This window comes from Wolbachia endosymbiont of Aedes aegypti (genome assembly GCF_021496215.1).
GTDB lineage: Bacteria > Pseudomonadota > Alphaproteobacteria > Rickettsiales > Anaplasmataceae > Wolbachia > Wolbachia pipientis.
In genome coordinates this window covers 830308-857304 of sequence record NZ_CP090902.1, presented here as the reverse complement: position 1 = coordinate 857304, position 26997 = coordinate 830308, and the positions used below count along the sequence as shown (strand labels likewise).

The following is a 26997-nucleotide window of genomic DNA, read 5'->3' as shown; positions in this document are numbered from 1 at the left end:
TATCCCTTGAGTTTGTTTAGTAACCTTTATCAGGGCCTGTTAAAAACTTCTTCTCGCTTTAGCGACGGGGTGAAAAGTATTTTTTCTGGCAAAAAAAAATTAGATCAGTCGCTTTTAGATGAATTAGAAGAATTGCTAATTAGCATGGATATTGGTCATAAAACTTCCAAGTTGATTATCGATAGGCTCACAAGCATCAAATTTGACAAGGAAGTTGAGTATAATACCATCACACAGCAGCTAATGAGCGAAATAGAATCGATATTGAACCCTGCTGTGCAACCGCTAATTTTAAACAAAAAACCACATATAATAATGGTATGCGGAGTAAATGGTAACGGTAAAACCACGACTATAGGTAAGCTCGCATATAAATATAAGGAAATGGGAAAATCCGTTATGCTTGTTGCATGCGACACATTTAGAGCTGCTGCTAGTGAACAATTAAACATTTGGGCAGAACGTTCTGATTGCTTGATTGTTACTGGAGAGTACGGTAGCGACTCTGCAAGTGTGGCATATAGAGCTGTAAGTCAAGCTATAAAAGATAACGTTGATGTTGTTCTAATTGACACAGCAGGAAGGCTGCAAAATAATGTGAACCTTATGGAGGAGTTATCAAAAATATATAGAACGATAAAGAAATTGGATGACACTGCCCCTCATGACGTTATTTTAGTTCTTGACGCAACTACCGGCCAAAATGCTTATAGCCAATTAGAAGCATTTAGCAAAATGGTTAATGTTACCGGGCTAATCGTAACAAAGTTAGATGGCACTGCTAAGGGCGGAGTGGTAATTGGACTTGCAGAAGCTTATAAGATAAAGTTACATGCTATAGGAATTGGCGAAAATATAGAGGACTTAAGGGAGTTTACTAGCAAAGAATTTGCTGAAGCGTTATTTAATTGTAATTAAAGACTTCTCTTAATTCCCTTACGTGACCAAGCTTGATTATTTCAATATCATGAGAAGAATAGTTACCATTTTTAGGCATAATTGCTTTTTTGAATCCTAACTTTTGTGCTTCTTTTAGTCTGAGATCAGCATGCGAGATGTTCCTAATTTCTCCTGAAAGTGCAACTTCACCGCAGATTATTGAAGAAGTTGGCAGCGGTAAATTTACTATACTTGAAATAAGGGAAGCAGCAACAGCAAGATCAGCCGATGGTTCCTGTATTTTGAGTCCCCCTGCAATGTTTAGGTATACCTCTTTATCATGCAAAAACATTTTGCAACGAGCATTTAGCACCGCGATGATCATAGCCAATCTATTAATATCCCACCCAACTACTGCCCTTCTTGGGGTTGCCATATTAGTCCCTGCTATTAATGCTTGCACTTCCATTAAAATTGGTCTTGAACCTTCAATTCCTGCAAATACGGCGCTGCCAACTACTTCTCTGTCATGGGCCATCAGAAACAATGATGATGGATTATCAACAGGCACAAGTCCTGCTTCAGACATCTCAAAAACACCAATTTCATTTGCAGGGCCAAATCTATTTTTAATAGTACGCAAAATGCGATATTGATTGCTATTTTCACCTTCAAAATATAATACCGTATCCACCATATGCTCCAGAGTTTTGGGTCCAGCTATTTGTCCATCCTTAGTTATATGACCAACTATTAAAAGAGAAACACCATATTGTTTCGCAAGAATAGTTAATTCATGTGCGCAAATACGAACCTGAGTTACAGTGCCTGGTGCCGATGTAATTCTGCTATCATACATTGTTTGTATAGAGTCAATTACTAAGAATTTAATACTTTTGTTTTCCTTTATTGTTGCTACTACATCAGTTAAAGACACTGTAGATAAAAGCTTAATTTTAGGTTCATTTATCTTAAGACGCTTTGCTCTGAGACTCACCTGCTCTAAAGACTCCTCGCCGGATACATAAAGACATTCAAAAGAGGAAAGTTGCACAACATTAGCTGCAATTCTAAGCAAAAGGGTGGATTTTCCAATACCAGGTTCGCCACCAATTAAAATGCTAGCACCTTGAACGATACCCCCACCAAAAACTCTATCTAATTCTTCTATTCCTGTTAAAAAACGACTTGGAGTGATAATTTCGCTACCCGATAACGTCTTTATTAAAATTGGTGCAGATATACTTCTTTTGCCCGTTTTTACTGCTATTTCCTCAACAATTGTATCCCAATTGTCACATGCGATGCACTTCCCTACCCACCTACCAGTGCTGTGACCACAGGATTGACATACATATACAGTTTTCATCAAAGCCAAAATTATTTTGTTGTAATTGTAATAAAAATTAGCTGAATATGCGAAGTAAATCTATAGCTAACCCAAGAAAGGGTTCCCTATGTCATACCGCGATTCATTCGCGGTATCTCTAGATCCCGCTAACAAGTAGCGGGATGACGAGGTCATGCCACCGCGCGAACCGTCATACCGTCACGGTATCTCTAGATCCCGCTAACACGTAGCGGGATGACGAGGTCATGCCACCGCAAACCGTCATACCGCCGCGGTATCTCTTAGCCGCTAACACGTAGCGGGATGACGGTTGTCGTTTAGCTACAAACGTTAAGAAATTTACCAAATGAAAAAAAAGGCAAAAGAAGCCCTGGGGTTATTATCCGCTTTAAAATATTGGCGTTTTTTATGTTTTAAACGCTTGACAAGCAAGATTAAGCTGCTTTTAATTGCAACTAACTTACGCTGCAAATGTTTAAGAAGTTTACTAAGCAGAAAAAAAGACAAAGAATCCCCGAGTTAGCTAGTCTTTTACTATCTCTGTCGAGTATTGGCATTTTTTGATGTCTTGTAACGCTTTATAAGCGCGTTCAGCTTATTTAGATAAAAATCTAGATGTAGATGAAGTTTTGTAAAGACATACAGTATCTATGTACTGCAAAAAATTAAACATAAGACGCCGATACATTAAGTAATCCTTACCTTTTAATCTGCAGATTGGCGAAAGCAAATACAATAGCTTCACTATCATGATAAGGGCGCTGGCGAAGGGTGTCAAGTAAGTTTTTTGTTTCTATTCCCAATGTTATATGGTTATGTAAGAAGTCTAATAGCAAATTTTTAAGTTCCTCTTTAACTCTTTAACCAGCGGGCTCGCATGAGGAGAGGAGAGTAAAGGTCCTCTTCCATAGATATCTTCACACTTTTTTCTTCTTCTGTAGTTGGCGGACGAGTAAGAAAGTGAATCTTTGGTGCGCCACTAATTATTGCCATTGGTGTTTGCTCCGCCCCTTCTCCCATAACTAAAACAGCAGACGTTGCCAGCGCATCAAGAAGATTGACTTGTGTTACTTGCAGTGGTTGATCATAAAGATCTGGCTTGCCTATATAGGAATAAAATGGTTCAAATCCACACCAACCAAGAGCAACGCCCGTAACCCCAAGGCGCATAGGTGTTATGTTACTATCTGTAATCAAAATACCAAGATGTTTTATGCAGTGTTTTGTCTTGAGATAGTTCCATATTGATAGAGCTGTTTTCTGAACATCCTTTGGGTATAAAATATACATTTCATTACCATTTGATTCATCAATACCAGCAGATGGAATTAAGATATTGTCTTTGATTGTTAAATAGATGCCGTAAGAATTATGGTCTACATCAACAATTGCATCAGCTTCTCTTTTGATTAGCTCTTCTTTAGAACAAGCAGTTTTGCAAACCACTTGTTTTTGACAAATAGAAATGATTTTTGATGTGATAGCAAGAACAACTTCCTCTCTTAGCAACTCTGAAACATAGCGATCAAGAACCTGCTCTAATACTTCTCCACATTCAATGCGGTGGGTATAAATTGCTTCAACATGCATATTAACGTGTCAGCTTGCATATAGTATAATCTTTCGTTTTGGTGAGAATAGTTTTATGCCATCCATCAAGAAGTGTTAAGTTGAAATATACATCACCTTTATAGGGTTTGTGAATTTCTGTTATGATAAATTCTGAGATTAGATCATACTCCAAAAAAAGATACGCTATTTGTGCTCCACCAATCATGAAGACTTTAGAATTACTTTGGATTGACAAAAACTCTTGCATAGAAGAAATAATAGTGCATTTTACTCCTCTGTTAAAACAAGAATTTAATTTGTCACGAGAAAAAACAACAGGGATACGATTCCCTAATATGTCTTGAGGCATAGTTTCAAATGTCTTTCTCCCCATAACAATAACTTGTTTTTCAGTCACCTGACGAAAATGATCTAACTCACTTGGATAATGCCAGGGCAATCCATTATTTATTCCAATTACCCCCTTGGGATCAACAGCCATAATTCCGATAACTATCATCCCTGTAAAGCAGCTTGAGCTACAAAAAATCGCATGTGATCACGCACATTATGCACTCGAAGGAAATCAACCTTGTTGTGTAATACAGATGATGTAGCAATTGTTTCTAAATCTCGGTTAAAGACAGGTTCTGTAGAAAAAGAAGAAATAAATGACTTTCTAGAATGGCCAACCAGAACTTTGCAGCCAAAATTTTGTAACGTTTCTATACTGCGTAAAATCTGGATATTCTGGTACATAGATTTGCCAAAACCAATACCAGGATCAATAATGATCGAGCTTTGATCAAAACCTAGAGCTAGTAATCTATTAATGTTCCTTTCTGCCCAATTATTTATGGTATCGATTGGATCAATGTCACTTGGGATAATGTTGTCACTATGTGGTGGTATGGAGAGTGAATGCATAATAACGATACTACATCCACTGCTAGCAATCGCTTTTAAGGTATTATCATCTAGATCTCCCTTCTGATCGTTTACCCAGGCAATGTTGTAGTGCTCCAAAACATTCAAAATAACATCTGGCCAGAAACTATCAATGCTGACTTTAATGTCACCAACTTTCATATACTGATTGAGATTATCAAGCACTGGTTTTAAGCGTGCATATTCTGCTTTTGGAGTTTGTATTGAGGAGCCAGGTCTTGTTGATTGAGCACCAAGTTCAACTATGCTTGCACCATCTGATAACAGCCGCAGTGCTTGGTTGCTTGATCTGCATCATAATAAAGACCACCATCTGAAAATGAATCAGGAGTAATATTGACAATACCTACAAGCTCTGGTGAAAGCGTAAAACTCCTTAAAAAGCAATCCTTAATGTTAGGGTTAACAGTACCAAACGTTTTGTTAACTACTGCCATAGGGTTCAGCATTGTCATCAAGTGAAGCAAAAATGGTCTGTTTATCAATTCTGGGTGAGGAATCTTAAGGTAGGGTGTATCAAGTGTCAGGTCATCCCATAACAAAATATCCAAATCAATAACGCGAGGTGCCCATTTTTCATAGACCTGCAGACGGCCAATGTCACATTCAATTTGTTTAAGGCCCTTTAACAGCTCTTCAGGAGAAGAAGAACAACTTCCATACACAACCATATTTAGAAATGGCCTGTCCCACCCAGGTGAAGCATCATTTGGTAAAATAGCCTTAGTTTCCAGAATAATTGAAGATTTTAAATTTTTAAAATAGCGCTCCTGCAGTAACTGAGCAGCCTTTTGTAAATGGGAAAAGCGATTTCCTATATTTGAGCCAACAGAAATGTAAATCATTCTTGCAACGCATTACGATAAGTAAAGAAAACACCTCCATGCACACTGGGGACAGGTGGTGCAACTTTGTGAATAGTTACGCCTATAGAAGAAATAATAAGCTTTTTTTGCATCACAAGGTTATTAATGGTCCTGTATATATCATGAGTTAAATGCTCGATTAAGTTGAATTGCTTGCTTTGAACGAGAGATTGAATACTCTGAACTACCTCCAAGTAGCATATAGTATCCTCAAGCCGGTCAGTTGTAAGTCCTAAAGGGGGGATTGAAAGGTAAAATCAATATTAACACTAACTAATTGAGAATGATACTTCTCTTCTGCACTATAGCCTAAATGAACCCAAAGCCGTAAGTCAGATATAAGAAGATTACATGCAGACATTGCATTCCAACATCACTGAGTTTAAGCTACTTACAACTACTAACACACGCTAGCATTCATCATTCCATCAAGAAAACCCCACAAGAGCCTTGCTCCCTTTTGAGCACCCTGCATAACTTTATCTTGCTCTTTTTCATCTAGATCTTCAATAAGATTTGCACATTCCTCAGAATGCCATTCATCAGCATGCATATGGACCGTAAAAAATTGAAGAGAACGCTCATCACTTATTGAATAGTGTTTTTTTAAACCTTCAATTTTAGACTTGGAAACCTCTGGAGTTTGACGTTCGTAAGCGTACAAGGCTCCAAGACCTGCTGCAAAACCTGATCTTACAATGTCAAAGTAACCATCAATTAATTCTTGTGTCTCCTTAATCTGTGCACTTTCACGAAGATCAGATCGCGCAACGCCAAGCCCTTCAGCAAAACGTTTCCATAACTCTGGATGATTTTCATCACCTTGTTCCTCTTCTATTAAATTACCAAGTAAAACCTGTCGCATTTTTAGATCTGGGCACAGAAAATGTATACCACTGATGTAACGAGGAAACGCAGCAACATGGTGATAATATTCTTTAGCATAGGTTTGTAAAGCTTGCAAGCTTAAGCTTCCTGTATTCCATGATTGGTAGAATGGATGATTTAGTAAGTGCAATTCATCTAACTTGTTATTTAGAGACTTAGTAAATTCCATCATTTCCCCCATTACATTAATATATAGTTCATATACTATAGTTTTCTCATTGTTACGATCATGCTAACAATGGTGGGATTGGTAGGACTCGAACCTACGGCCAATTCGTTATGAGCGAACTGCTCTAACCGACTGAGCTACAATCCCTTTTATCAATATTTATAATACACACAAAAGCAAATTTGTCTATTAGCTTATTTCACTATCAACCCAACTTAGCAGATCATTTGTTGCACCAATTTTGCGTGCAATTTCCTTACCATCTTGAAATATAATCAAAGTAGGTATAGATTGAACCCCATACTTACTTGGCACTTCAGTCCCTTCATCTATGTCGAACTTGCAGATCTTAATCTTGCCTTTTCTGTCTTTAGCCAACTGTTCAATACGCGGCATTAGACTTTTACATGGCCCACACCATTCTGCCCAAAAATCTACCAGAACAAACCCTTTATAGTCAGTGACTTCAGATTTGAAATTTTGATCATTTACCGGTGTAATATCATCACTCATAAAATACCTAAACTTAAAACGATTGCTTGTAAAACATAGCGTATCTATTAGCAGTTAATCAACTAAATTCTTACCGCAGAGCTTGAAAAATTGCCCTAAAGTGTTTTGCACAAACAAAAAACTTCTATTACATCTGGTGGTTAAAGATATCCACGTTTTCCCAACCCATTAAGTCTAATTCAATACGAGTAGGAAGAAATTCAAAGCACTTTTGGGCCAATTCTTTTCTATTTTCACGCTCCAGCATTAAGTCTAGCTTTTCCTTTATCCTGTGGAGATACAAAACATCAGATGCAGCATAACTTTTTTGTTTGTCTGTTAAATTTTCATTTCCCCAATCAGAAGATTGCTGCTGCTTATTTAGTTTGGTATCAAGCAGCTCTAAGCACAACTCTTTTAAGCTATGATTATCTGTGTAAGTGCGAACTAAACGTGAAGCTATCTTTGTGCAATAGCACGGAAGTGCCCAAGTTTCCAAGTAATAACGTATTATGCTCACATCAAATCGCGCGAAGTGAAATATTTTAGTTATATTTTTATCCTCTAATATTTTTCTTAAATTTGGCGCTGTATAATCGTTCTTGAGTTGAACTAAGTGAGCGTTGCCATCATTAAAAGAGAGCTGCACAAGGCATAATCTATCTCTGCTATGAAGTAGCCCCATTGCCTCGGTATCAACAGCTATAGACCTTATATCATCTGGTATTGAACTAGCTGGCAAGTCGTCTTTATATAAAAATATTCCCATAAAATGAATACATTTTTTGGCACAATTGAAAACCTATGATAATCAAAAATGAGTCTTAAGTATACGAAAAGATCATAGAAGGAACCACGCAAATTTATGGGCTCTCACATTTTTCGTGTACACGGGGTTTACAAATCGCTGTATATGCCTATAATTAAGTAAATTTAGGTTAATTTAATTGCGGGAGTAGCTCAGTTGGTAGAGCGCAACCTTGCCAAGGTTGAGGTCGAGGGTTCGAACCCCTTCTCCCGCTCTTTGCTTTCAAAATCATTTCGTCAAAAATCCCTTGACAAACTCCGCCAGCTCCCTTATCATGATAGTGAAGCTATTGTATTTGCTTTCGCCAATCTGCAGATTAAAAGGTAAGGATTACTTAATGTATCGGCGTCTTATGTTCAATTTTTTGCAGTATATAGATACTGTATGTCTTTACAAAACTTCATCTACATCTAGATTTTTATCTAAATAAGCTGAACGCGCTTATAAAGCGTTACAAGACATCAAAAAATGCCAATACTCGACAGAGATAGTAAAAGACTAGCTAACTCGGGGATTCTTTGTCTTTTTTTCTGCTTAGTAAATTTCTTAAACGTTTGCAGCGTAAGTTAGTTGCAATTAAAAGCAGCTGAATTTCGCTTGTCAAGCGTTTAAAACATAAAAAACGCCAATATTTTAAAGCGGATAATAACCACGGGGCTTCTTTTGCCTTTTTTTTCATTTGGTAAATTTCTTAATGTTTGTGGCTGAACGACAACCGTCATCCCGCTACTTGTTAGCGGGATCTCTTGTTAGCGGCTGAGATACCGCGAATGAATCGCGGTATGACGTAGGACTGCTGTCATTCCAGCGCGTGACGCTGGAATCCAGTTCTTATTACCTGGTGTAAAGTTAAGTTTCCTGGATCGCAGTGTCTGGGCACTGGGATGACAAGAAAGGAGCACTGGGATGACAAGAAAGAGGCTACTTGGATAACAGAAGAAGGAGGCTACTTGGACAACACCCTGACAACCATCATCCCGCTACGTGTTAGCGGGATCTGGAAATACCGCGGCGGTATGACGTAGGACTGCTGTCATTCCAGTCTGGAATCCAAAAAAGGATGATGTCATCCCAGTGCTTGACACTGGGATCCAGCTTCTGTGCAACCTCATCAAAAACATTCATTTAGTATAAACTTTCCATGCTAGTTTGCTTGCTTACAAGCAAACTTTCCTGGATCCCAGTGGGCTTTGTTGCATCGCTCAAGTGAAAAGAACTGGCAGTTACTGACAAAATTCATTATAAATAGCCATTTAACTGTTGAAGAAAAAATATGCCACAAAAAATGAGAGTCAGTAACTGCCATGAATATAGCAAATTTCTCCAAGAAAGAGGAAGCATTTTTTGTTATATCAATGACGCCATAGAAAATTGGTACGAGAATTGTCCAAAAATGCAGGGCGGCAACTATATTTATAGTGATAAAGTTGTGATTTTGGTGCATATAATCGTCAGTTTCTTTAGAATTGGTTTAAGACAAACAGTCGGGTTTATAAAAGGGTATTTGCAACAAATAGGAAGAGATTTGCAGCTATTCACAAGCATCAAAAGAAACTTAATATTAAGATAAATGATTGCAGAATTGATAAAAATATAGCTCTTTCCATAAAAGTCCGGATGTGATAGGATAAGGGTAGATGATGATAAGGAGGTTGAATGCCAGCAGCATATAGTTATGATTTAAGAAAAAAAGCAATGGAAGCGCTAGACGAAGGAGAAAGCAGAGAAACAGTGGCAGCAAGATTTAAGATTGGGCGAACTACTTTATGGGAGTGGCAGCAAAGAAGAAAAGAAACAGGAGACTTTCAATCAAAAAAACTTGGAAATGGGGGTTACAATCACAAAATTACCGACTGGGATACCTTTGCCAAATTTGCCAGAGAACACGGAGGAAAGACTCTATCGGAAATGGCTAAACTTTGGAACAACGTTAGTATCCAAACGATCTATCGAGCCCTTAAAAAAATTGGATTTACGCGCAAAAAAAGACATATGGATACAAGGAAAGAAACGAAGAAAAACGTGCTGAATTTTTGAAAATTATAGCGACAAAAGAACCTAAAAACTTAGTGTATATAGATGAGTCTGGCATTGATAACACCGAACTACGGATATTGCCAGAAAGGACAGCGGTTTTATGCCTTAAAATCTGGAAAGAAAACTCAACGAATCAGTATGGTTGCAGCCTTAAGTGGAAGAAAGATAGTTGTTCCGTTAACCTTTGAAGGCCACTGTAATATGGATGTTTTTAATGGATGGTTTGAGCAATTTTTGACACCGATCTTGGAACCTGGACAGACTGACCTTACCCAGAAAAAGTGGAGAGAAAGAAAGGAGTTTTTTCGGGTAAAATAAAATTTTGGAGGATTAGAAATGGCAAGAGAATATACGGCAGAATTCAAATTGGAAGCTGTTAAACTGGCAAATGAACAAAGAAAGGCAGGTCAAACAATTACAAAAATAGCAAAGGATTTAGGAATAAAGGGTGGTTTATTAGGAAAATGGATAAAGAAACACAACGAAAAAAAGTCGGCAGCAGATGCATTTCCAGGTAGAGGTAACATGGCTCCTTACGACAAAGAGAGGTTTGATTTACAAAGCAAGAGTAACAAGGGAAAGAGACATTTAAAAAAAAGCCCTGGCCAGTCAAAAAGAGTAAAATATTTTTTTATAAAAGAGCATAGTAACTGCTATAAAGTACAGGAATTATGTAGGATTTTCTGCTAGTGGCTACTATAAGTGGACCACAAGAAAAATAAGCAGTAGAGAATCAGCAAATAAAGAGCTACTCGCAGCTATTCAAAAAATATATCAAGTTTCTAAATGTAGATATGGAGCTCCTAAAATTCATGCTGAATTGAAGGCTTTGGGTAAAAGTTGCAACTTAAAAACAGTGCAAAGTATTATGCAGAAAAATGGTATTCAGGCTATATTGAGAAGAAAATTTAAAATTAAGAAACAACAAACGGACAGTAGCTCCCAATATATTAGACCAAAACTTTATTGTCGATCAACCAAATAAAGTATGGGATTACTTATATAAAAACCAAAGAAGGATGGCTATATTTGGCAACAATAATCGATCTATATTCACGCATGGTAGTTAATGAGCAGTTCAATAAATAAACAATTGGTTATGGACTCTTTATTAATGGCCGTTAACAAGCGTAAACCTGCCAAAAATCTACTATTACATAGTGATCAAGGTTCACAATATACTTCGCAAGGTTATCAATATCTCTTATCCATAAAAAACATAGATGAGTTATAAAGGTTGTTGTTACGACAATTCTGTTGTGGAAAGCTTCTTCAGTTCTCTAAAAAGGGAGTTACCAATAGACACCTCTCGGCACTCTAAACAGCATATCAAAACTGCTATATTTGAATATATAGAAATTTTTTATAACAAACAACGTCACTATTAACTATTGCATTCCTGAGCATTTTGATTCATCATTCTCTTTGTGAAAAACATTCCAAACTTTCTCTCCACTTTTTCTGGGTAAGGTCAGTCAGCTACTTGGATGACAGGGGAGGGAGGTGCTACCCTGACAATCGTCATCCCGCTACGTGTTAGCGGGATCTAGAGATACCGCGAATGAATCGCGGTATGACGGTCTGCAGCGGTATGACGTAGGGCTGCACTAGCTATATCATGCATTTTATTAACCGACACTATAAACAATATCCTTACAATTATGAGATTGAACCACAACTTGCTCAAGCGTTAAGCTGCTGCGTTTAGCGTCTTTACTGTGATTTTCCCCAAGAACATTTGTTCTTTCTCGTTTTATTTCCTCAATGAATTTCCCATTAACATCTTTAGGATCAATCTCTTCTTCAGAATATATAAGGTTAGTGCAATTTGTTTTTCTATAATAATGCACGCCAAGACATATAATTGATAATGCAAGTATACCAGAACCTATAAGTAATGATAATCCTATGTTATTAGTCAAAGGGTTTTGGTAAAATTTTTGTACACCATTAACACCATGTGTTGCAAGTAGCCCTAGAGGAAACGCTATATTTGCAGCAACTACACCAGTAAATAATGCAGTAAATATTGGTCTGTCGTTAATTACTGATTTTATTTTATTAGTTCTAGTAATTACTTTTTCGTCAATGTTAGTGAAGCCTTGTTTAGCTTCCCAAGCATTAAGTACAAAATTTGAATGAGTGCCATTGCTATATTCCAGTCTTACAGATTTTATAGCTTTATCTTTTGGCTGGTGCTCCAACACCTCAGCTAAAATTTTATCCGCATCTTTTTTTTGAATGGAATGTTCTTCAGTATCTATAAATTGCCTTGTTGCAAAAAATATTGGACCAATTGCAAGCAATGCAGCAAGTGCGATAACTGGTATAGTGATATATTTTGGGCTGTTTGTAAAAAATGCAATAAATTTTGCTTTATCTTGTAAATATAATAAAGCTGCAGATATACTGAGTATAATAGCACTTGCAGTAAAAATTATAAAGCCCTTCTGCTGCATGGAATACTTTGCTCTTGGCAAGAATCTGTTTGTTTTTTTATTTGTTGTGCCACCTACATCAGAATTTAGTGACAAAGACTCTTCAGAGTCATCTGTCTTATATGATGGTGGAGAAGTTGAAGGTACATTGCTAAGTTTGTTACTTGATTCTCTGCTTAACCGTGTTAATGTTTTATCACGATCATCAGGATCATCAAATACTGTCTCTTGAGAAGGGGATCTGCTTAGAGTTGAATTTTGTGGCACGTCAACATGAGTTTCTTCACCTTTTGTTTCTTCTAGGGAAGGAGGTGATACTTGAGTCTCAAGAGTTAACGGATCTCTTGAATTAGCATTGCTGTTTTTTTTCTCTTTAAATTCTTCCTCTAACAAAGCTTCTAAAGCTGTATTTTCATCATTTTTTTTCGGAGTACTTGTCCTAAGTGCTGGTATTGGTAAAATTCTTGGTGTTATCTCGCCATCTTCACTTATTGATGTGGAAGAAATTAATGTTACTGTTTGTTCTTCATTTACTGGTCCAGGCATATTCACTCCAAAATTAATTACTATGCTGCATTGATTACGCTATAGTTATTAAGATATAGTAAATACCAATTTACGGATAATTATTAGTATAGAAATTGTCTATCAAAGATTCTTTCATTCAGAGGGTAATCTTTGTCAAAAAGCAAAGTTATTGTGTTTTCGTGGTCTTTTTGTATTTTTATCTGTGATATATTATGGAACTCCTTGTAATCTGATACTACAAGTGCTGGACGGTTTTTTGTGTCGTTAATGTCAATTTGTACGATTGTATCGTTTGATATTAACGCTCCATTCCAATGCCTTGGGTAATAGCTATTGATAGAAGTGAGTGCAAGTAAATTTGAATTTAGCGGCAAGATTGGGCCACCGGCAGAGAAGTTGTATGCAGTGCTGCCTGTGGGGGTAGATAATATTACTCCGTCCCCTCTAAATTTTTCTACTTTTAGCTTATCATTAATAGTAATATTCATCTCTACTATTTGGTTCGCTTTTCTAAAAACGTATACTTCGTTTACTGCTATGTAATGATATCTCTTGCCACTTGTGTCTGTTGCTTCCATTTTTAGCAAAGTTAACTGAGTTGAAGTTGCATGCTCTATATGATCAATTAAATCTTCACTGCAGCTAAAGCATTTATTCATCAAAAACCCAACATTGCCAGTATTTATCCCATACACATGCATGTTTTTATTTTCTATGACGTAATTGTGCAAAGTGCGTAGCATAAAGCCATCACCGCCAACAACTATCAATAGATCGATTTCGGACTTATTTTCTTCTGTTATATTGATAAAATTAAGTTTCTTTAATAGTTTAGATACTTCCTGCGATTTTGGTGATGGAGAAGCAACATAGCCTATATTTTTGTGTTTATGCATGCTTCAGTAAACTCTCTAAAACTTAAAGAGGAGGAGAATTAGAAAATGCTTCCATATTTATCGTTAAACTTAGCTAATTTGCTAGTTTTACTTGCTAACCCGCTTGTCAAACTTCCAGTCCATGCAGGGTGAGTAAGAGGATCTCTATCAAGTTTTACCCTATCTCCCTCCTTTCCATAAGTGGAACGAGTTTCAAACTCTTGACCGTCTGTCATAACTATAATAATTTTATGATAATTCATTGTTGTTTATAAACTTTTAGTCAGCTAATATTCTAGTGAACTTAATTCACTAAGTCAATCATTATTCTAAAATATTGACAAAAAATAAATAAAGTAGTATATTTAATAAGGAATAAATAATAACTATCATGATTTTTGCTTTCCCCGGTCAGGGCTCTCAGTTTGTAGGAATGGGAAAGAGCTTATATAGTGAGTTTTCTGTTGCAAGACAAGTATTTCATGAAGTAGATAGCATATTGGATGGAAAGCTGTCTCATTTAATCTTCAACGGTCCTATTGAAGAATTAACCATTACAGAAAACGCTCAGCCAGCTATAATGGCAGTATCAATTGCAATGCTACGTGTTATGGAGCATGTGTTTGGCAAATCTCTTTTCACTGATCACAATGTTAAATATGTTTGTGGGCATTCAGTTGGCGAATATACAGCGCTGTGTGCTGCAGGAGCGTTAACGCTTGAGTCTGCAATCAAGCTGCTGAAAGTTCGCAGCGAAGCAATGCATGAAGCTTCACTGAAATGTAAAGGCGGAATGGTTGCGTTGCTTGGAGCAGAGATAAATGAAGTGGAAGATATATTGAAATCAGTTCAAATTGACGGAATTTGTGAAATTGCAAACGATAACGGTGGCGGACAAGTGGTTATAAGTGGCACTAGAGAAGCTCTTGAAATGTTACCCGATTTATTCAAAAACTCGAGTGTGAGGAAACTAATTAAATTACAGGTTAGTGGGCCTTTTCATTCATCTCTTATGAAACCTGCTGATGAAAAAGTTTTGGAGTTTTTGAAGGGTATTAAAATAACCCGTCCTATAGTTCCTTTGATATCAAATGTTACAGCTAAAGAGGAGAGTGATCCCAAAGTTATAAAAACTTTACTCGCCAAGCAAGTTGTAAGCAGAGTGAAATGGAGAGAAATGGTTTTGTATATGTCAAGCCGTGGCATTAACAAATTTGTTGAAATTGGCCCTAATAAAGTTTTATCTAATTTGGTCAAAAGAATTGACCAATCTATCAGTACAAAAAATATAGATAGTATTGGTGATATTGACAGCTTCTTTAATGAATCATTAGTACTAACAGCGAAAAATTTAAAAGTTGGATTAAGTTAAAACACATCTATTTGATGTCATTCCGGTGCATAACGCTGCCTAGCTGGAATGACAGAGGGTAATGCAAGAAATCAACGAACTGCCTGTCATTTCGTTTGGTTTTTTAATTCCAAGTAGCTGTAAAATAGTAGGGGCAATGTCAGATAACCTTCCGTCTCTTAGTTTTAGATTATCGCAAGACACAATAAATGGCACTTTATTTAGAGTGTGTGCTGTATGAGGTGTATTATTTTCTTCATCGAACATACATTCCACGTTACCATGGTCTGCAGTAACAATTAATGCGGTGTTGCTTGACTTTTTAACAGCATTCAGCACTTTCGCAAGACAATCATCTACAGCTAGCACAGCTTTCTCGGCTGCTTTTATATTACCTGTATGCCCTACCATATCAGGATTAGCGTAATTTACAACTATCAGTGCGAATTCTTGGGAGTGAATTTTTTCTACAAGCTTTTCTGTGAGCTCGAAGGCTGACATTTCGGGCTGCAAATCGTAAGTTTGAACTTTTGGTGAGGGAATGAGTATTCTTTCTTCACCAGAGAAAGGTTCTTCTTTTCCACAATTGAAAAAGAAAGTCACATGAGCGTATTTCTCGGTTTCGGCGATACGTAATTGTCGTAATTTATTGTCTTCTATTGTTTGTCCTAGAGTATCAGCGAAAGAAGTAGGAGGAAAAATATAAGGAATTTTGAGATCTTCTTTATACTTCATCATACTTAAAATTGAAGAGAATTTTGCTACCTTAGCGTAATCTGTTTTGCCAAGCAAAATACTTGCTAATTGTATCATTCGATCAGCACGAAAGTTAGCCAACAGCACTCCATCTTCTGGTTTTATACCTTGATAATCACCTATTACTGCGGGCCTGATAAACTCATCAGTTATGTTATTTTGATAGTTATTCTCAATCAACGATACTGCATTATCATGACAAGGTGCCTTTGCAAATGCGATAGCCTCATAAGCTTCGATTGTTCTCTTCCACCTGTTGTCACGGTCCATAGCATAGTAACGCCCAGAAACAGTAGCAATTCTTGTGTCATTTCCCTTTATACTCTTTGTAAATTCTTGAATGCATTTTTTTCCTGAATTTGGCAATGTGTCTCTGCCATCTAAAAATGCATGTATCACCACTTTTATTCCATGCTGTGATATTTTATTTGCTAAAGTTGAAATATGCTTTTGATGCGAATGAACACCACCATCGGACACCAATCCCATTATATGGCATACTCCGTTCTTACTTTTTAGATCATTAATAAAACTTTGTAGATTTACATTGTTTTCTATTGTTCCAATCTCTTGATTAATGCGCTGAAGGCTTTGTATTACCACTCTACCACTGCCAATATTCATATGGCCAACTTCTGAGTTACCTATTTGACCACCAGGTAACCCCACATCAGCTCCACAGGCGGATAAACTGCATTTTGGATAATTAGAGCTAATATATTGCCAACAGGGTGGATTTGCGTTGCTGATAGCGTTGTATTTATTATTCTCTATTCCATTTCCCCAGCCATCTAGTATACATAAAACCACTGATTTAATGTTCATATAAAATCAACACTAGAATTTCACAGAGAAGAGCTCCCCGGGCCGGATTCGAACCAGCGACCAATTGGTTAACAGCCAACTGCTCTACCACTGAGCTACCGAGGAATAAACCGTTTTTAATTTACCATGTTGAACGTTGGTTGTAAACGTTTTTTGTGTAGACTTTAAGTCCAACTGACCCATAGAAACAAAAAAACTTACTTGACAAACTCCGCCAGCCCTCTTATCATGAGACTGAAGCTATTGTATTTGCTTTCGCCAATCTGCAGATTAAAAGGTAAGGATTACTTAATGTATCGGCGTCTTATGTTCAATTTTTTGCAGTATATAGATACTGTATGTCTTTACAAAACTTCATCTACATCTAGATTTTTATCTAAATAAGCTGAACGCGCTTATAAAGCGTTACAAGACATCAAAAAATGCCAATACTCGACAGAGATAGTAAAAGACTAGCTAACTCGGGGATTCTTTGTCTTTTTTTCTGCTTAGTAAATTTCTTAAATATTTGCAGCGTAGGTTAGTTGCAATTAAAAGCGGCTGAATCTCGCTTGTCAAGCGTTTAAAACATAAAAAACGCCAATATTTTAAAGCGGATAATAACCTCAGGGCTTCTTTTGCCTTTTTTTTCATTTAGTAAATTTCTTAAACATTTATAGCTAAACGACAACCGTCATCCCGCTGCTTGTTAGCGGCTGAGATACCGCGAATGAATCGCGGTATGACGGTTCGCAGAGGCATGACGGTTCGTGGCAGCACGATAAGCTCGTCATCCCGCTACGTGTTAGCGGGATCTCTTGTTAGCGCCGCGGCGGTATATTTGTCATCCCGCTAGCGGGATCTATGTTGAGAGATACCGCGAATGAATCGCGGTATGACGGTTTGTGGCGGTATGACGATAAGACACAAAGCCTAATGGAAAAAACTGCGAACGCCAGTGAAAAACATAGCAATTTTATTTTCATTTGCAGCTTTTATCACATCTTGATCTTTCAGCGAGCCGCCGGGCTGAATTATAGCTGTAATCTCATGTTTTGCACTTTCTACTATGCTATCTGGGAATGGAAAAAATGCATCTGAAGCAAGCACTGCACCTTTACATTTTTCACCTGCTTTTTTCACTGCAATGTTCACACTATCTATTCTGCTTGTTTGCCCTGCACCGATGCCAATAGCACAACCATCTTTTGCTATAACTATTGCGTTGGATTTCACATGCTTACATATTTTCCAGGCAAAAATAAGATCTTTTTTTTCTTTGTCTGTTGCAGTGCATTCTGTTACTTGTTCTGCTTTTATTGTGTGGTCATTATTTTCTTGCACCAAAAACCCACCAACAACATTTTTAGTTTGGTATTTCACATTTTGTTGAAAAGATTTATGAATAATCACTCTTAAATTTTTCTTTCTTTGTAAAATTTTTAGTGCCTCATTGTTTACCGATGGTGCTATCACTACTTCCAAAAATATCTCGTTTAATTTTTCTGCTAGCTTTAAATCTATCTCCCGGTTTAAGGCAACTATACCACCAAAACTGCTTACTTCATCGCACGATAGAGCTTTTTCATATGCCTCCAAAGCATTATTACCAATAGCAGCGCCACATGGGTTATTATGCTTGATTATCACTGCTGCAGGTTCTTCGAATTCAGAAGTTATGTTAAGTGCGGATTCTATATCTACTATATTATTATAACTCAACTCTTTTCCATGTAGTTTTTCCAACGGATATTCTGTAAATTGATTACTATAAAATGCAGCTTTTTGATGGGGATTTTCACCATACCTGAGTTCTTGTACTTTATGCCCGTATAGAGCAAAAAACTCTGGTAACTCATTATTTTTACTCTGGGATAAAAACCAACTGTGAATATTAGAATCGTAGTGTGCAGTGAGAGCAAATGCTTTGGTTGCTAAGTGTTTTCTATATTCCAATGTTGTTTTATTGTTATTTTCTATCATCTCAGCTTTCAGTGCTTCATAGTCTTGAATGCTAGAAATAACTGAAGTAAAACGAAAGTTTTTTGCTGCAGCTCTAATTAACGCCACTCCGCCGATATCAATTTGTTCTATAATTTGCTCTTCATTTGAGCCGCTACTTACTGTCTCCCAAAATGGGTATAGGTTAGTTATAAGCAGTTCTATTGGCTCAATACCTAGATTTTGTATTTCCGTTTTGTGTTTTTCTCTATTGCAAAGTATGCCTCCATGAATTTTAGGGTGTAAAGTTTTTACTCTACCACCCAGTATCTCTGGAAATTGTGTGTAATCTGAGACCTCTTGTGTTTTTATTCCTGCACTAGATAGCAGTTTATAAGTATTGCCCGTTGAAAGAATTTCTATTTGTTGCTGCGTTAAAAACGATGCAAGATCAATTATATTCGTTTTATCGTATACTGATATTAAAGCTCTTTTTATTTTCATTTTTATATGGAAAGTTTTTTAAGATTATATCTAAGAAAAGGAAATTTAGCTATTACATTTCTACACTAATTTAAAGCAGCCTATTCTATAAATTTTTTTACCATGCTTGATTTCAAGCCACGAATAAAATCTTCAATACTGCAAGGATTTCTCCCTTCCATTTGTACAACTTTAGGAATTAAAGTGCCACCTTTTAAACTTATGTGCATATTATCGTTAACAATCTTACCTTGTTCTGAAGCGAGAGCTTCAAAGTCAGCATCAAGTATCCTGATACGTTTATTTTCTATCTTAATGAATGCTTTTGGGTAAAACGCTTTAACTTTTCTATAAGCAACTTCACAAGCATCACTTGCATAAATTTTATAGTCTTCCACTTTGTCAGCGTAACATGCATCGTTATCGTTCTGTTTTAAGGGAAGCTGTTTTTCAATTTCGTTTAGCACTTTCAGCAGTAAATCACTGCCTAGCTTAGATAATTTATCATGCAATGTCTTGTAATTATCGTTCTTTTCGATAAGAAATTTTTCCTGTTTTAAAATAGTGCCGGAATCTAATCCTTCATCCAATTGCATAATGCTAACCCCGGTTTCTTGATCTCCTGCTAAAATTGTGTGCTGTATCGGGGCTGCACCACGCCACCTTGGTAGTAATGAAGGATGAATATTAATACAACCATATTTAGGAATATTCAAAATTTCTCTTGGAAGTATCAATCCATACGCGGCAACAACCGCAACGTCTGGCTTGAAATTTCTAAATTTTTCTTGCTCTGCCGAGAACTTTAGAGAGATAGGAGTACATACCTCTATGTTACTTTCTTCAGCGATAACATGTACTGGAGATTTCGTTGGCTTCTGTCCACGCCCCGAAGGTTTTGGAGCCTTGGTGTATACTGCCACCACTTCGCTCTTTGATTTCAGTAACAAGCTCAGAGAATTAACAGCAAATCCTGGTGATCCCATGAAAATAATTCTCATGGTGTTTTTGCTTTAAGAACTCTCCGCTAATTTACCACTTACAGTTTCTACTAATTTGGCAAAATCATCCTTATAATTAACTGCCATCTCAGCAAGAATTTTTCTATTTAAATCAATGCCGGCAAGTGTAAGACCATGCATAAACCTACCATAAGTAAGCCCATGCTCTCTTGCTGCTGCATTAATACGTATTATCCATAAGCTACGGAAATCACGTTTACGGGTTCTTCTGTCTCTGTAAGCATATTGCAGTGCTTTTTCAACTCTTTGTAATGCAATTCTATAACAGCTTTTTGCACGCCCTCTATAACCCTTTGCCAGTTTCAATATTTTTTTATGACGAGCGTGAGTAGTGACTCCACGTTTTACCCGAGCCATTTTATTTTACCTCCATTTTGTTAAATACCGTAAGGCATATGAAGCTTAACTATACGCGAGTCAGATTTACCAAGAATCGTTGTACCGCGCTGATTACGAATATTAGATTTACTTCTCTTTACCATGCCATGCCTTTTGCCTGACTGAGTAGAAATAACTTTACCCTTAGCTGTAAGGTGAAAGCGCTTTTTCACAGAAGATTTGGTTTTTAATTTTATTTTCTTCATATTCCAAATAAATTTACAAGCACTACTATTGAGTTCTTTAATAGTAATTAAGCATTAGTATAAATAATTTTATTAAAGAATCAAATTAAAATTGTATATTAAAGGAGTTTAAAAGTAATTACGCCCAATATGTGTGTTATACCTTCTTTATTCCCAAGTGGCAACAATACTTGCCTCATTTTAACACTTTCACTTTCTTCCTCTTCATTGATCGGGCATTTACTCTCTATTACAGTATCAAGTTTATCAATAACTGCATCTATTTTATATAGTCGCAAAAATGGTGCATCAATTGCATACTTATTATCAATGCGCGTCTTTTTCTCAAAACCATAGAATTCAACAGCCTTTTCTCCTGCATTTTCACAAATATAACCTTGATCCTTGACTTCAATGACAAAACAATGCTGCCATGATTCCATTATTTCTGCAGTGTCTATTTCATGCCTTTCTGGCCAATCTCTGTCTGATCCTTTTATGTCATTCCAGTGTTGAGTCACCACATTTGCTATTCTTTTTTCTTTGCCTACATAAATTTCCATTCCAATTTCCACATATAAAACACAGATATGAGGTAAATTTATCGTGAATATATTGATTTTTTCTTACCACAAGGTGCATGTCACTAGAAGTTCTGAGATCTAGAGAGTGGTATTGATTTTATTTCCATTGCAACTTATTATTTATAGATAACCTCAATAAAAACGATGAAGCTAAACGAAATCAGAGAAAGATTTATAAAATTTTTTGTAAATAATGACCACGAGCAGGTTTCTTCTTCTCCTTTGATTCCAGAACATGACCCAACGCTCATGTTCACAAATGCTGGTATGGTGCAGTTTAAAAATATTTTTACTGGTGCTCAAAAAACTGAAATGAAACGTGCTGTCTCAAGTCAAAAGTGCCTAAGAGCAGGCGGTAAACACAATGATCTGGAAAATGTTGGCTATACAACTCGGCATCACACATTTTTTGAAATGCTCGGAAATTTTAGCTTCGGTGATTACTTTAAGGAAACTGCGATAGAATTTGCGTGGGAATTTATCACTAAAGAGTTATCTCTTGATAAAAACAGACTATCCATAACCGTCTACCATACTGATGATGAGGCGTACGAGATTTGGCGTAAGATAAGTGGCTTTTCAAGTGATAAAATCATAAGAATTACAACGGATGATAACTTTTGGAGTATGGGAAGCACTGGTCCGTGCGGTCCATGTTCTGAAATTTTTTATGACCATGGGAGTCCTAATTTACAAGAGGGCGATAGAATTGTTGAAATCTGGAATCTGGTATTCATGGAGTTTAACAAAGATGAAGAAGGTAATTTACACAAATTGCCAAAAAAATGCATCGATACTGGAATGGGCCTTGAAAGAATAGCGGCTGTTATGCAAAACGTCCATGATAACTATGATATTGATCTATTTTCTGCTCTGATAAGTAAATCACAAGAGTACTGTGGAAGAACGGAAAATAAAATAGCGCATAAGATCATAGCAGATCATCTTCGCGCGGCTGCATTTCTCATCGCAGAAGGAGTGCTTCCTGGAAATGAAGGCAGGAATTACGTATTACGCAGATTAATTAGGAGAGCCACACGTTATATTCACCTGCTTGGATATAATGATTCCCTACTCCATCGTATTTTTCCAGTGTTGATAGATAGCACGAGTTCGGCTTATATGGGAGCTGAATTAGTCAGAGCTAAAAGCTTAATAGAAACGACGTTAAAATCAGAGGAAGAAAACTTTAAAGACACTTTGATGAAAGGTATCAATCTCCTGGAGAAATTCACTACAGATTTAAAATCGGGCGATACTTTGCCTGGAGAATCAGCGTTTAAGCTATATGACACCTACGGATTTCCTTTGGATATTACACTTGATGTTTTAAAAGAGAAAAAAATAAATTTTGACCAGAAGGGTTTTGATGATGCAATGGGAGAACAAAAAGAGAGAGCACGTGCTAAATGGGCTGGATCTGGTGAAAAATCTGTTGAGCAAGTATGGTTTGATTTGATCAATAAATTTGGCAAAACAAAATTTGTTGGTTATGAGTTCAATGAAGTAAGTGATGCGAAAATACTAGCTATAGTTTCCTCTAAAAATGAAGTAATTGATTCTGCAAAGGAGGGAGAAAAGATAACCATTATACTTGATAAAACACCTTTTTATGGCGAGTCAGGTGGACAAGTGGGAGATACTGGCAGTCTGATCAAATCTGATAGAAGTATTATTATAGTCGAGAATACCAATAAGGTTAATGACCTATATTTGCACAGATGCATAGTTAAGTTCGGTTCAATTTGTAAAGGTAACACAGTTGCAGCAAGCATTGACAAGGAAAGAAGGCAAACCTTAAGAAGAAATCATTCAGCTACACATCTTCTGCACTTTACACTCAGAAAAATTCTAGGTGATCATGTCACTCAAAAAGGTTCCCTAGTTGCACCAGATAGACTGAGATTCGACTTCAGCCATAACACTCAAATGACTCAAGATCAGTTGTTTTGGGTAGAGGATATGGTAAACTCTCTAATCAGAGAAAATCTTTCCGCATCTACAAAAATTCAAAGCATGAATCAGGCAATAGACGAAGGAGCTATGGCGTTATTCGGTGAAAAATATGGCAACCAAGTAAGAGTAGTGAAGATTGGAGATTCAAGGGAACTGTGTGGTGGCACACACGTTGAACATACTGGAGAAATTGGTTTGTTTAAGATAGTAACAGAGAGTTCTGTTGCTTTTGGAGTGAGGAGAATTGAAGCTTTAACTGGTCAGGAAGCAATCAATTATGTACGTGATAATGAAATTAACTTAAAAAAAGTTGCAGAATTCGTAAAAGCGCCAGTGAGTGAAATAACAAGCAGATTAAGTATTTTAAGTCAAGAACACAAAAAATCCGAAACCAAAATAAAAAACCTATATAAAAAGCTTGTGAGTGCAGAGAATATAAAAAGCACCGAAATAAATGGAATAAATTTTATAAGCCACACTTTCACTGATATTCCAGCAAATGTAATAAGAGAGTTTGTTTTGCAGCAACAAAAACCAAAAACGGTAATAGCTTTTACGGCAACAGAAAAAGATAAAACAGTCTTGATTATTAAAGTAAGTAAAGACTTAATCAATAAGATTAGCGCAAAAGAACTAATATCCATAGCAGTTAAAAAGAACTGTGGTGGGAATGCTGAACTTGCACAAACAGGCTGTGATAGCAATAAAATAGATGATGCCATTACAGCCATTTATAGCAAAATAACAGCTTCTAAGCACTCTACGTCATACCACCACGAACCGTCATACCGCCGCGGCGCTAACAAGCAGCGGGATACTTAACCATCGTCTACACCGTCATACCGCGATTCATTCGCGGTATCTCTTAGCCGCTAACAGGTAGCGGGATGACGGTTGTCAGGCTAGCTGTCATCCAAGTAGCTCGACTACTTGGATCCAGGAAAAAGAATGGTGTCATGAAAGTAGCTGACACTGATTCCTTTATGATGGTGTCATCCCAGTGCCCAGACACTGGGATCCAGGAAACTTAATTGCAAGTAATGCATTGGATTTGGTGAGTATGGGTTTTGCGTTATAGAATGAAGCACTTTTGGTGAATTTATAAAGAAAGCTGGATCCCAGTGTCAAGCACTGGGATGACAAGGTATAAACCTTATCTTCATGCCGCCGCGAACCGTCATACCGCGATTCATTCGCGGTATCTCAGCCGCTAACAAGAGATCCCGCTAACAAGTAGCGGGATGACGGTTGTCGTTCAGCCACAAACATTAAGAAATTTACCAAATGAAAAAAAAGGCAAAAGAAGCCCCGTGGTTATTATCCGCTTTAAAATATTGGCGTTTTTTATGTTTTAAACGCTTGACAAGCGAAATTCAGCTGCTTTTAATTGCAACTAACTTACGCTGCAAACGTTTAAGAAATTTACTAAGCAGAAAAAAAGACAAAGAATCCCCGAGTTAGCTAGTCTTTTACTATCTCTGTCGAGTATTGGCATTTTTTGATGTCTTGTAACGCTTTATAAGCGCGTTCAGCTTATTTAGATAAAAATCTAGATGTAGATGAAGTTTTGTAAAGACATACAGTATCTATATACTGCAAAAAATTGAACATAAGACGCCGATACATTAAGTAATCCTTACCTTTTAATCTGCAGATTGGCGAAAGCAAATACAATAGCTTCAGTTTCATGATAAGGGGGCTAGCGGAGTTTGTCAAGGAATTCTTATTAAAACTAAAGAGCTCAAATGAAAGGAGGTAAACTCTAAAGTATACATTTAGTAGCGCTTTCTATGAGAGAAATCGTATTACCTATTCCGTAAAGCTTTATGAAAGATCCCATTCTTGGACCGGTTTTTTGGCCAAGTAACGTTTCATATAATAGCTGAAACCAGTCACGTAAGTTGGTGTAATCATATTTTTTTCCAATAGAAAATACCTGAGATTGAATTTCTTCAGCAGTAGCAGTTGTAGATAGAGAATGTAAAGTGTCCTTCAAATCTAGTAACGCTGCTTTTTCTTTTTCATTTGGAGTTTTATATGATTTTGTTGGCTTGATAAAATCGTGATAATACTTTACTGCAAAGTCTGAAAGTCTATCAAGCATTTTATTATTTTCTGGTGTAACGTTTGGTGCATAAGAGGATATAAAACCCCATAGGATCTCTTTGTTTTCAGCATTACAAGCTGCTGCTAGGTTTAAAAGTAGTGAGAAATTTATGCCTGAAGTTTCTATACTGGGAACATTGCCCTGGTGAATGTGCCAAGCAGGATTATTTATATCCTTTTCTTTGTTCTCATGATAACGCTTTACAAATTCTAAATATTCATCAGTTGATTTTGGTATCACATCAAAATATAAACGTTTAGCTTTTTTAGGACTCTGAAAAATGTACAATGCTAAGCTCTCTGTTGGTGCGTAAGTTAGCCACTCTTCAATTGAAATGCCATTTCCTTTTGATTTTGATATTTTCTTTCCTTCTTTATCAAGGAAAAGCTCGTAGCAAAACAGAAGTGGTGGCTTTTCTCCAAGTATTTCACATATTTGACTTGAAAGCACAGCAGATGGAGTTAAATCTTTTCCGTGAGCTTCGTAATTTACTCCAAATGCGGCCCACCTCATTCCCCAATCAGGTTTCCATTGCAGTTTACATTTTCCTTTTGTCACTGGAACTTCTATTTTTTCCCCGTTTGGGTCTTCATATGTGATTGTTCCTTTCTCTGTATTTGTTTCAATTACTGGAACTTGTAAAACTTGAGAAGTTTTTGGGCATATTGGCAAGAATGGACTATAAGTCTGCTGTCTTTCTTCCCGAAATGATGGAAGCATTACGTCCATCACTTTATCATAATTTTTCAGTAAGAGTAAAAGTTTTTCATCGTAAACGCCAGATTTATAACACTCTGTTGCACTCCTGAACTCGTATTCAAATTCAAACATATCAAGAAATTTACACAACAATGAATTCATATGATGACCATAACTCTGATGAGTGCCAAATGGATCAGGTATCATAGTCAATGGTTTATTTAAGTGCTCTCTTAGCATCTCTTGATTTGGCACATTATCTGGTATTTTTCGCAAACCATCCATATCATCTGAAACTGCAATGATTTTGGTTTTTATACCAGGAGCTATTTTTTTTAATGCATTTACAATAACTGTAGTGCGGAAAACCTCTCCAAAGGTTCCTATGTGGGGTAAACCAGAGGGTCCATAACCAGTTTCAAATATTATTTCTTTTTTATTAGGAAACTCTTGCAATATTTTTTCTGCTTCTTGAAATGGCCAATTTGTCATTATCGGGATTAAATAATGTATCTTAACTTAAAGTGCTACTAGTTTCAATGGATTTTTAATATAATGATATAGTATTAGTGTTAGAGCTATTATTAGAAGGTTAAAGATATGTCCACAGGTAGTATACAAACAGATCAATTATTTAAAGGTCTTACAAGACCTCCAATGCTCTTTGGTGTGAGTTATATATTTGCAATATTAAACGTCCTGATTTGCATGCTAATTTTCATTAATTCAAATGATTTAAGAGTGATTCTCTTAATGTTACCAGGTATACATGGACTTGGTTATATAGCTTCTGCAAAAGAACCGTTGTTTATTGAATTATTTATGGTAAAATTGGGAAAGTGCTCGAAATGTTTAAATCGTTTTTACCATGGAGCCAATTCTTATGATATTGCTTAACGTT

27 protein-coding genes, 3 tRNA genes and 3 pseudogenes are annotated in these 26997 nt (G+C 36.6%); 11 read left to right on the top strand and 22 right to left on the bottom strand.

Going from position 1 to position 26997, the window contains the following annotated elements:
- Positions 1-6: 6 nt before the first annotated feature.
- Positions 7-918 (top strand): signal recognition particle-docking protein FtsY, encoded by a 912-nt coding sequence (gene ftsY / locus L0Z58_RS04390; protein WP_010962907.1) that lies wholly within the window; start codon positions 7-9, stop codon positions 916-918.
- Here the strand turns inward: ftsY and radA are convergent.
- The 9 genes and pseudogenes from radA to L0Z58_RS04340 form a co-directional block, all read right to left on the bottom strand.
- The gene (gene radA, locus L0Z58_RS04385) at positions 905-2248 is read right to left on the bottom strand and encodes a DNA repair protein RadA (RefSeq protein WP_022626370.1); all 1344 of its coding nucleotides are present in this window, start codon (positions 2246-2248) and stop codon (positions 905-907) included. The two genes, ftsY and radA, sit on opposite strands and share 14 nt — an antisense overlap.
- Positions 2249-3082: 834 nt before the next feature.
- On the bottom strand, positions 3083-3820 hold the full coding sequence (locus L0Z58_RS04380) for a putative folate metabolism gamma-glutamate ligase (RefSeq protein ID WP_010081866.1): 738 nt from the start codon (positions 3818-3820) through the stop codon (positions 3083-3085).
- A gap of 1 nt (position 3821) precedes the next feature.
- Entirely contained in the window at positions 3822-4301 is a 480-nt protein-coding gene (locus tag L0Z58_RS04375) for a dihydrofolate reductase (protein WP_010962904.1), read from the bottom strand.
- Positions 4298-5574, bottom strand: a pseudogene (folP, locus tag L0Z58_RS06820) (dihydropteroate synthase). Before folP ends, L0Z58_RS04375 begins: the two are co-directional and overlap by 4 nt.
- Positions 5571-5789 carry a dihydroneopterin aldolase gene (locus tag L0Z58_RS04360; protein WP_022626368.1) on the bottom strand — a complete coding sequence of 73 codons (219 nt, stop codon included), beginning with the start codon at positions 5787-5789 and terminating at the stop codon, positions 5571-5573. Before L0Z58_RS04360 ends, folP begins: the two are co-directional and overlap by 4 nt.
- Positions 5790-5995: 206 nt before the next feature.
- Positions 5996-6652, bottom strand: a complete 657-nt coding sequence (locus L0Z58_RS04355; protein WP_022626367.1) for a CADD family putative folate metabolism protein — start codon at positions 6650-6652, stop codon at positions 5996-5998.
- A 70-nt stretch (positions 6653-6722) separates the two neighbouring features.
- Positions 6723-6799, bottom strand: a tRNA-Ile gene (locus L0Z58_RS04350).
- A gap of 42 nt (positions 6800-6841) precedes the next feature.
- The gene (gene trxA, locus L0Z58_RS04345) at positions 6842-7165 is read right to left on the bottom strand and encodes a thioredoxin (protein WP_010962901.1); all 324 of its coding nucleotides are present in this window, start codon (positions 7163-7165) and stop codon (positions 6842-6844) included.
- A 127-nt stretch (positions 7166-7292) separates the two neighbouring features.
- A complete protein-coding gene (locus tag L0Z58_RS04340; protein WP_010962900.1) occupies positions 7293-7913 on the bottom strand; it encodes a ribonuclease D in 621 nt (206 codons plus the stop codon).
- 180 nt (positions 7914-8093) lie between these two features.
- Here L0Z58_RS04340 and L0Z58_RS04335 point away from each other — a divergent pair.
- Both L0Z58_RS04335 and L0Z58_RS04330 read left to right on the top strand, forming a co-directional pair.
- Positions 8094-8166 (top strand) — tRNA-Gly (locus tag L0Z58_RS04335).
- A 670-nt stretch (positions 8167-8836) separates the two neighbouring features.
- The gene (locus L0Z58_RS04330; protein WP_179945714.1) at positions 8837-8977 is read left to right on the top strand and encodes a hypothetical protein; all 141 of its coding nucleotides are present in this window, start codon (positions 8837-8839) and stop codon (positions 8975-8977) included.
- A gap of 119 nt (positions 8978-9096) precedes the next feature.
- On the opposite strand, the gene L0Z58_RS04325 is transcribed toward L0Z58_RS04330, so the two are convergent.
- A complete protein-coding gene (locus L0Z58_RS04325) occupies positions 9097-9396 on the bottom strand; it encodes a hypothetical protein (RefSeq protein ID WP_227738648.1) in 300 nt (99 codons plus the stop codon).
- On the opposite strand from L0Z58_RS04325, the pseudogene L0Z58_RS04320 reads away from it, so the two are divergent.
- From L0Z58_RS04320 to L0Z58_RS07075, 4 genes and pseudogenes are all read left to right on the top strand, one after another.
- Positions 9292-9566 (top strand): annotated as a pseudogene (locus L0Z58_RS04320) (transposase); the annotation flags it as partial. The gene L0Z58_RS04325 and the pseudogene L0Z58_RS04320 sit on opposite strands and share 105 nt — an antisense overlap.
- Before the next feature lie 42 nt (positions 9567-9608).
- Entirely contained in the window at positions 9609-9989 is a 381-nt protein-coding gene (locus L0Z58_RS06645) for a helix-turn-helix domain-containing protein (protein WP_007549224.1), read from the top strand.
- Positions 9990-10031: 42 nt separating this feature from the next.
- Entirely contained in the window at positions 10032-10307 is a 276-nt protein-coding gene (locus L0Z58_RS06640) for a transposase (protein WP_010082387.1), read from the top strand.
- Positions 10308-10325: 18 nt separating this feature from the next.
- Positions 10326-11420 (top strand): annotated as a pseudogene (locus tag L0Z58_RS07075) (IS3 family transposase).
- Positions 11421-11617: 197 nt separating this feature from the next.
- Here the strand turns inward: L0Z58_RS07075 and L0Z58_RS04295 are convergent.
- The 3 genes from L0Z58_RS04295 to rpmE all read right to left on the bottom strand — a co-directional run bounded on the left by L0Z58_RS04295 (position 11618) and on the right by rpmE (position 14093).
- On the bottom strand, positions 11618-12973 hold the full coding sequence (locus tag L0Z58_RS04295; RefSeq protein ID WP_010962896.1) for a hypothetical protein: 1356 nt from the start codon (positions 12971-12973) through the stop codon (positions 11618-11620).
- A gap of 83 nt (positions 12974-13056) precedes the next feature.
- Positions 13057-13851, bottom strand: a complete 795-nt coding sequence (locus tag L0Z58_RS04290; protein WP_010962895.1) for an NAD kinase — start codon at positions 13849-13851, stop codon at positions 13057-13059.
- Positions 13852-13889: 38 nt separating this feature from the next.
- Positions 13890-14093: a 50S ribosomal protein L31 gene (rpmE, locus tag L0Z58_RS04285; protein WP_007548602.1), complete on the bottom strand. Its 204-nt coding sequence runs from the start codon at positions 14091-14093 to the stop codon at positions 13890-13892.
- A 128-nt stretch (positions 14094-14221) separates the two neighbouring features.
- Here rpmE and fabD point away from each other — a divergent pair, with 128 nt between their 5' ends.
- Positions 14222-15202 carry an ACP S-malonyltransferase gene (fabD, locus tag L0Z58_RS04280; RefSeq protein WP_010962894.1) on the top strand — a complete coding sequence of 327 codons (981 nt, stop codon included), beginning with the start codon at positions 14222-14224 and terminating at the stop codon, positions 15200-15202.
- 39 nt (positions 15203-15241) lie between these two features.
- Here fabD and gpmI read toward each other — a convergent pair whose 3' ends face one another.
- The 7 genes from gpmI to L0Z58_RS04245 all read right to left on the bottom strand — a co-directional run bounded on the left by gpmI (position 15242) and on the right by L0Z58_RS04245 (position 21313).
- Positions 15242-16762, bottom strand: coding sequence for a 2,3-bisphosphoglycerate-independent phosphoglycerate mutase (gpmI, locus tag L0Z58_RS04275; protein WP_010082408.1), 1521 nt, complete (start codon positions 16760-16762; stop codon positions 15242-15244).
- Positions 16763-16795: 33 nt separating this feature from the next.
- Positions 16796-16867, bottom strand: a tRNA-Asn gene (locus L0Z58_RS04270).
- 807 nt (positions 16868-17674) lie between these two features.
- Positions 17675-19186, bottom strand: coding sequence for a bifunctional phosphoribosylaminoimidazolecarboxamide formyltransferase/IMP cyclohydrolase (purH, locus tag L0Z58_RS04265; protein WP_010962893.1), 1512 nt, complete (start codon positions 19184-19186; stop codon positions 17675-17677).
- Between the two features lie 80 nt (positions 19187-19266).
- Complete coding sequence (gene fmt / locus L0Z58_RS04260) at positions 19267-20166, bottom strand: methionyl-tRNA formyltransferase (RefSeq protein WP_010962892.1); 900 nt, start codon at positions 20164-20166, stop codon at positions 19267-19269.
- Positions 20167-20178: 12 nt separating this feature from the next.
- The gene (rplT, locus tag L0Z58_RS04255; RefSeq protein ID WP_010962891.1) at positions 20179-20544 is read right to left on the bottom strand and encodes a 50S ribosomal protein L20; all 366 of its coding nucleotides are present in this window, start codon (positions 20542-20544) and stop codon (positions 20179-20181) included.
- A gap of 20 nt (positions 20545-20564) precedes the next feature.
- Positions 20565-20771: a 50S ribosomal protein L35 gene (gene rpmI, locus L0Z58_RS04250; RefSeq protein WP_007548610.1), complete on the bottom strand. Its 207-nt coding sequence runs from the start codon at positions 20769-20771 to the stop codon at positions 20565-20567.
- A gap of 98 nt (positions 20772-20869) precedes the next feature.
- Entirely contained in the window at positions 20870-21313 is a 444-nt protein-coding gene (locus L0Z58_RS04245; RefSeq protein ID WP_010962890.1) for a PAS domain-containing protein, read from the bottom strand.
- Positions 21314-21478: 165 nt separating this feature from the next.
- Here L0Z58_RS04245 and alaS point away from each other — a divergent pair, with 165 nt between their 5' ends.
- Complete coding sequence (alaS, locus tag L0Z58_RS04240; RefSeq protein WP_010962889.1) at positions 21479-24112, top strand: alanine--tRNA ligase; 2634 nt, start codon at positions 21479-21481, stop codon at positions 24110-24112.
- A 65-nt stretch (positions 24113-24177) separates the two neighbouring features.
- Complete coding sequence (locus L0Z58_RS04235; protein WP_153801319.1) at positions 24178-24321, top strand: hypothetical protein; 144 nt, start codon at positions 24178-24180, stop codon at positions 24319-24321.
- On the opposite strand, the gene L0Z58_RS06920 is transcribed toward L0Z58_RS04235, so the two are convergent.
- Positions 24272-24433, bottom strand: a complete 162-nt coding sequence (locus tag L0Z58_RS06920) for a hypothetical protein (RefSeq protein WP_010962888.1) — start codon at positions 24431-24433, stop codon at positions 24272-24274. The two genes, L0Z58_RS04235 and L0Z58_RS06920, sit on opposite strands and share 50 nt — an antisense overlap.
- A 619-nt stretch (positions 24434-25052) precedes the next feature.
- On the bottom strand, positions 25053-26588 hold the full coding sequence (locus L0Z58_RS04225) for a lysine--tRNA ligase (protein WP_010082403.1): 1536 nt from the start codon (positions 26586-26588) through the stop codon (positions 25053-25055).
- Between the two features lie 108 nt (positions 26589-26696).
- On the opposite strand from L0Z58_RS04225, the gene L0Z58_RS04220 reads away from it, so the two are divergent.
- Complete coding sequence (locus tag L0Z58_RS04220; protein WP_010962887.1) at positions 26697-26993, top strand: type IV secretion system protein VirB3; 297 nt, start codon at positions 26697-26699, stop codon at positions 26991-26993.
- The last annotated feature ends 4 nt before the right edge of the window (positions 26994-26997 follow it).

Coding starts and splice junctions, on each gene's coding strand:
- radA (WP_022626370.1), bottom strand. CDS start 2,248: ATGAAAACTGTATATGTATGTCAATCCTGTGGTCACAGCACTGGTAGG.
- L0Z58_RS04380 (WP_010081866.1), bottom strand. CDS start 3,820: ATGCATGTTGAAGCAATTTATACCCACCGCATTGAATGTGGAGAAGTA.
- L0Z58_RS04375 (WP_010962904.1), bottom strand. CDS start 4,301: ATGATAGTTATCGGAATTATGGCTGTTGATCCCAAGGGGGTAATTGGA.
- L0Z58_RS04355 (WP_022626367.1), bottom strand. CDS start 6,652: ATGGAATTTACTAAGTCTCTAAATAACAAGTTAGATGAATTGCACTTA.
- trxA (WP_010962901.1), bottom strand. CDS start 7,165: ATGAGTGATGATATTACACCGGTAAATGATCAAAATTTCAAATCTGAA.
- L0Z58_RS04340 (WP_010962900.1), bottom strand. CDS start 7,913: ATGGGAATATTTTTATATAAAGACGACTTGCCAGCTAGTTCAATACCA.
- L0Z58_RS04330 (WP_179945714.1), top strand. CDS start 8,837: ATGACAAGAAAGGAGCACTGGGATGACAAGAAAGAGGCTACTTGGATA.
- L0Z58_RS04325 (WP_227738648.1), bottom strand. CDS start 9,396: ATGCACCAAAATCACAACTTTATCACTATAAATATAGTTGCCGCCCTG.
- L0Z58_RS06645 (WP_007549224.1), top strand. CDS start 9,609: ATGCCAGCAGCATATAGTTATGATTTAAGAAAAAAAGCAATGGAAGCG.
- L0Z58_RS06640 (WP_010082387.1), top strand. CDS start 10,032: ATGAGTCTGGCATTGATAACACCGAACTACGGATATTGCCAGAAAGGA.
- L0Z58_RS04295 (WP_010962896.1), bottom strand. CDS start 12,973: ATGCCTGGACCAGTAAATGAAGAACAAACAGTAACATTAATTTCTTCC.
- L0Z58_RS04290 (WP_010962895.1), bottom strand. CDS start 13,851: ATGCATAAACACAAAAATATAGGCTATGTTGCTTCTCCATCACCAAAA.
- rpmE (WP_007548602.1), bottom strand. CDS start 14,093: ATGAATTATCATAAAATTATTATAGTTATGACAGACGGTCAAGAGTTT.
- fabD (WP_010962894.1), top strand. CDS start 14,222: ATGATTTTTGCTTTCCCCGGTCAGGGCTCTCAGTTTGTAGGAATGGGA.
- gpmI (WP_010082408.1), bottom strand. CDS start 16,762: ATGAACATTAAATCAGTGGTTTTATGTATACTAGATGGCTGGGGAAAT.
- purH (WP_010962893.1), bottom strand. CDS start 19,186: ATGAAAATAAAAAGAGCTTTAATATCAGTATACGATAAAACGAATATA.
- fmt (WP_010962892.1), bottom strand. CDS start 20,166: ATGAGAATTATTTTCATGGGATCACCAGGATTTGCTGTTAATTCTCTG.
- rplT (WP_010962891.1), bottom strand. CDS start 20,544: ATGGCTCGGGTAAAACGTGGAGTCACTACTCACGCTCGTCATAAAAAA.
- rpmI (WP_007548610.1), bottom strand. CDS start 20,771: ATGAAGAAAATAAAATTAAAAACCAAATCTTCTGTGAAAAAGCGCTTT.
- L0Z58_RS04245 (WP_010962890.1), bottom strand. CDS start 21,313: ATGGAAATTTATGTAGGCAAAGAAAAAAGAATAGCAAATGTGGTGACT.
- alaS (WP_010962889.1), top strand. CDS start 21,479: ATGAAGCTAAACGAAATCAGAGAAAGATTTATAAAATTTTTTGTAAAT.
- L0Z58_RS04235 (WP_153801319.1), top strand. CDS start 24,178: ATGACGGTTGTCAGGCTAGCTGTCATCCAAGTAGCTCGACTACTTGGA.
- L0Z58_RS04225 (WP_010082403.1), bottom strand. CDS start 26,588: ATGACAAATTGGCCATTTCAAGAAGCAGAAAAAATATTGCAAGAGTTT.
- L0Z58_RS04220 (WP_010962887.1), top strand. CDS start 26,697: ATGTCCACAGGTAGTATACAAACAGATCAATTATTTAAAGGTCTTACA.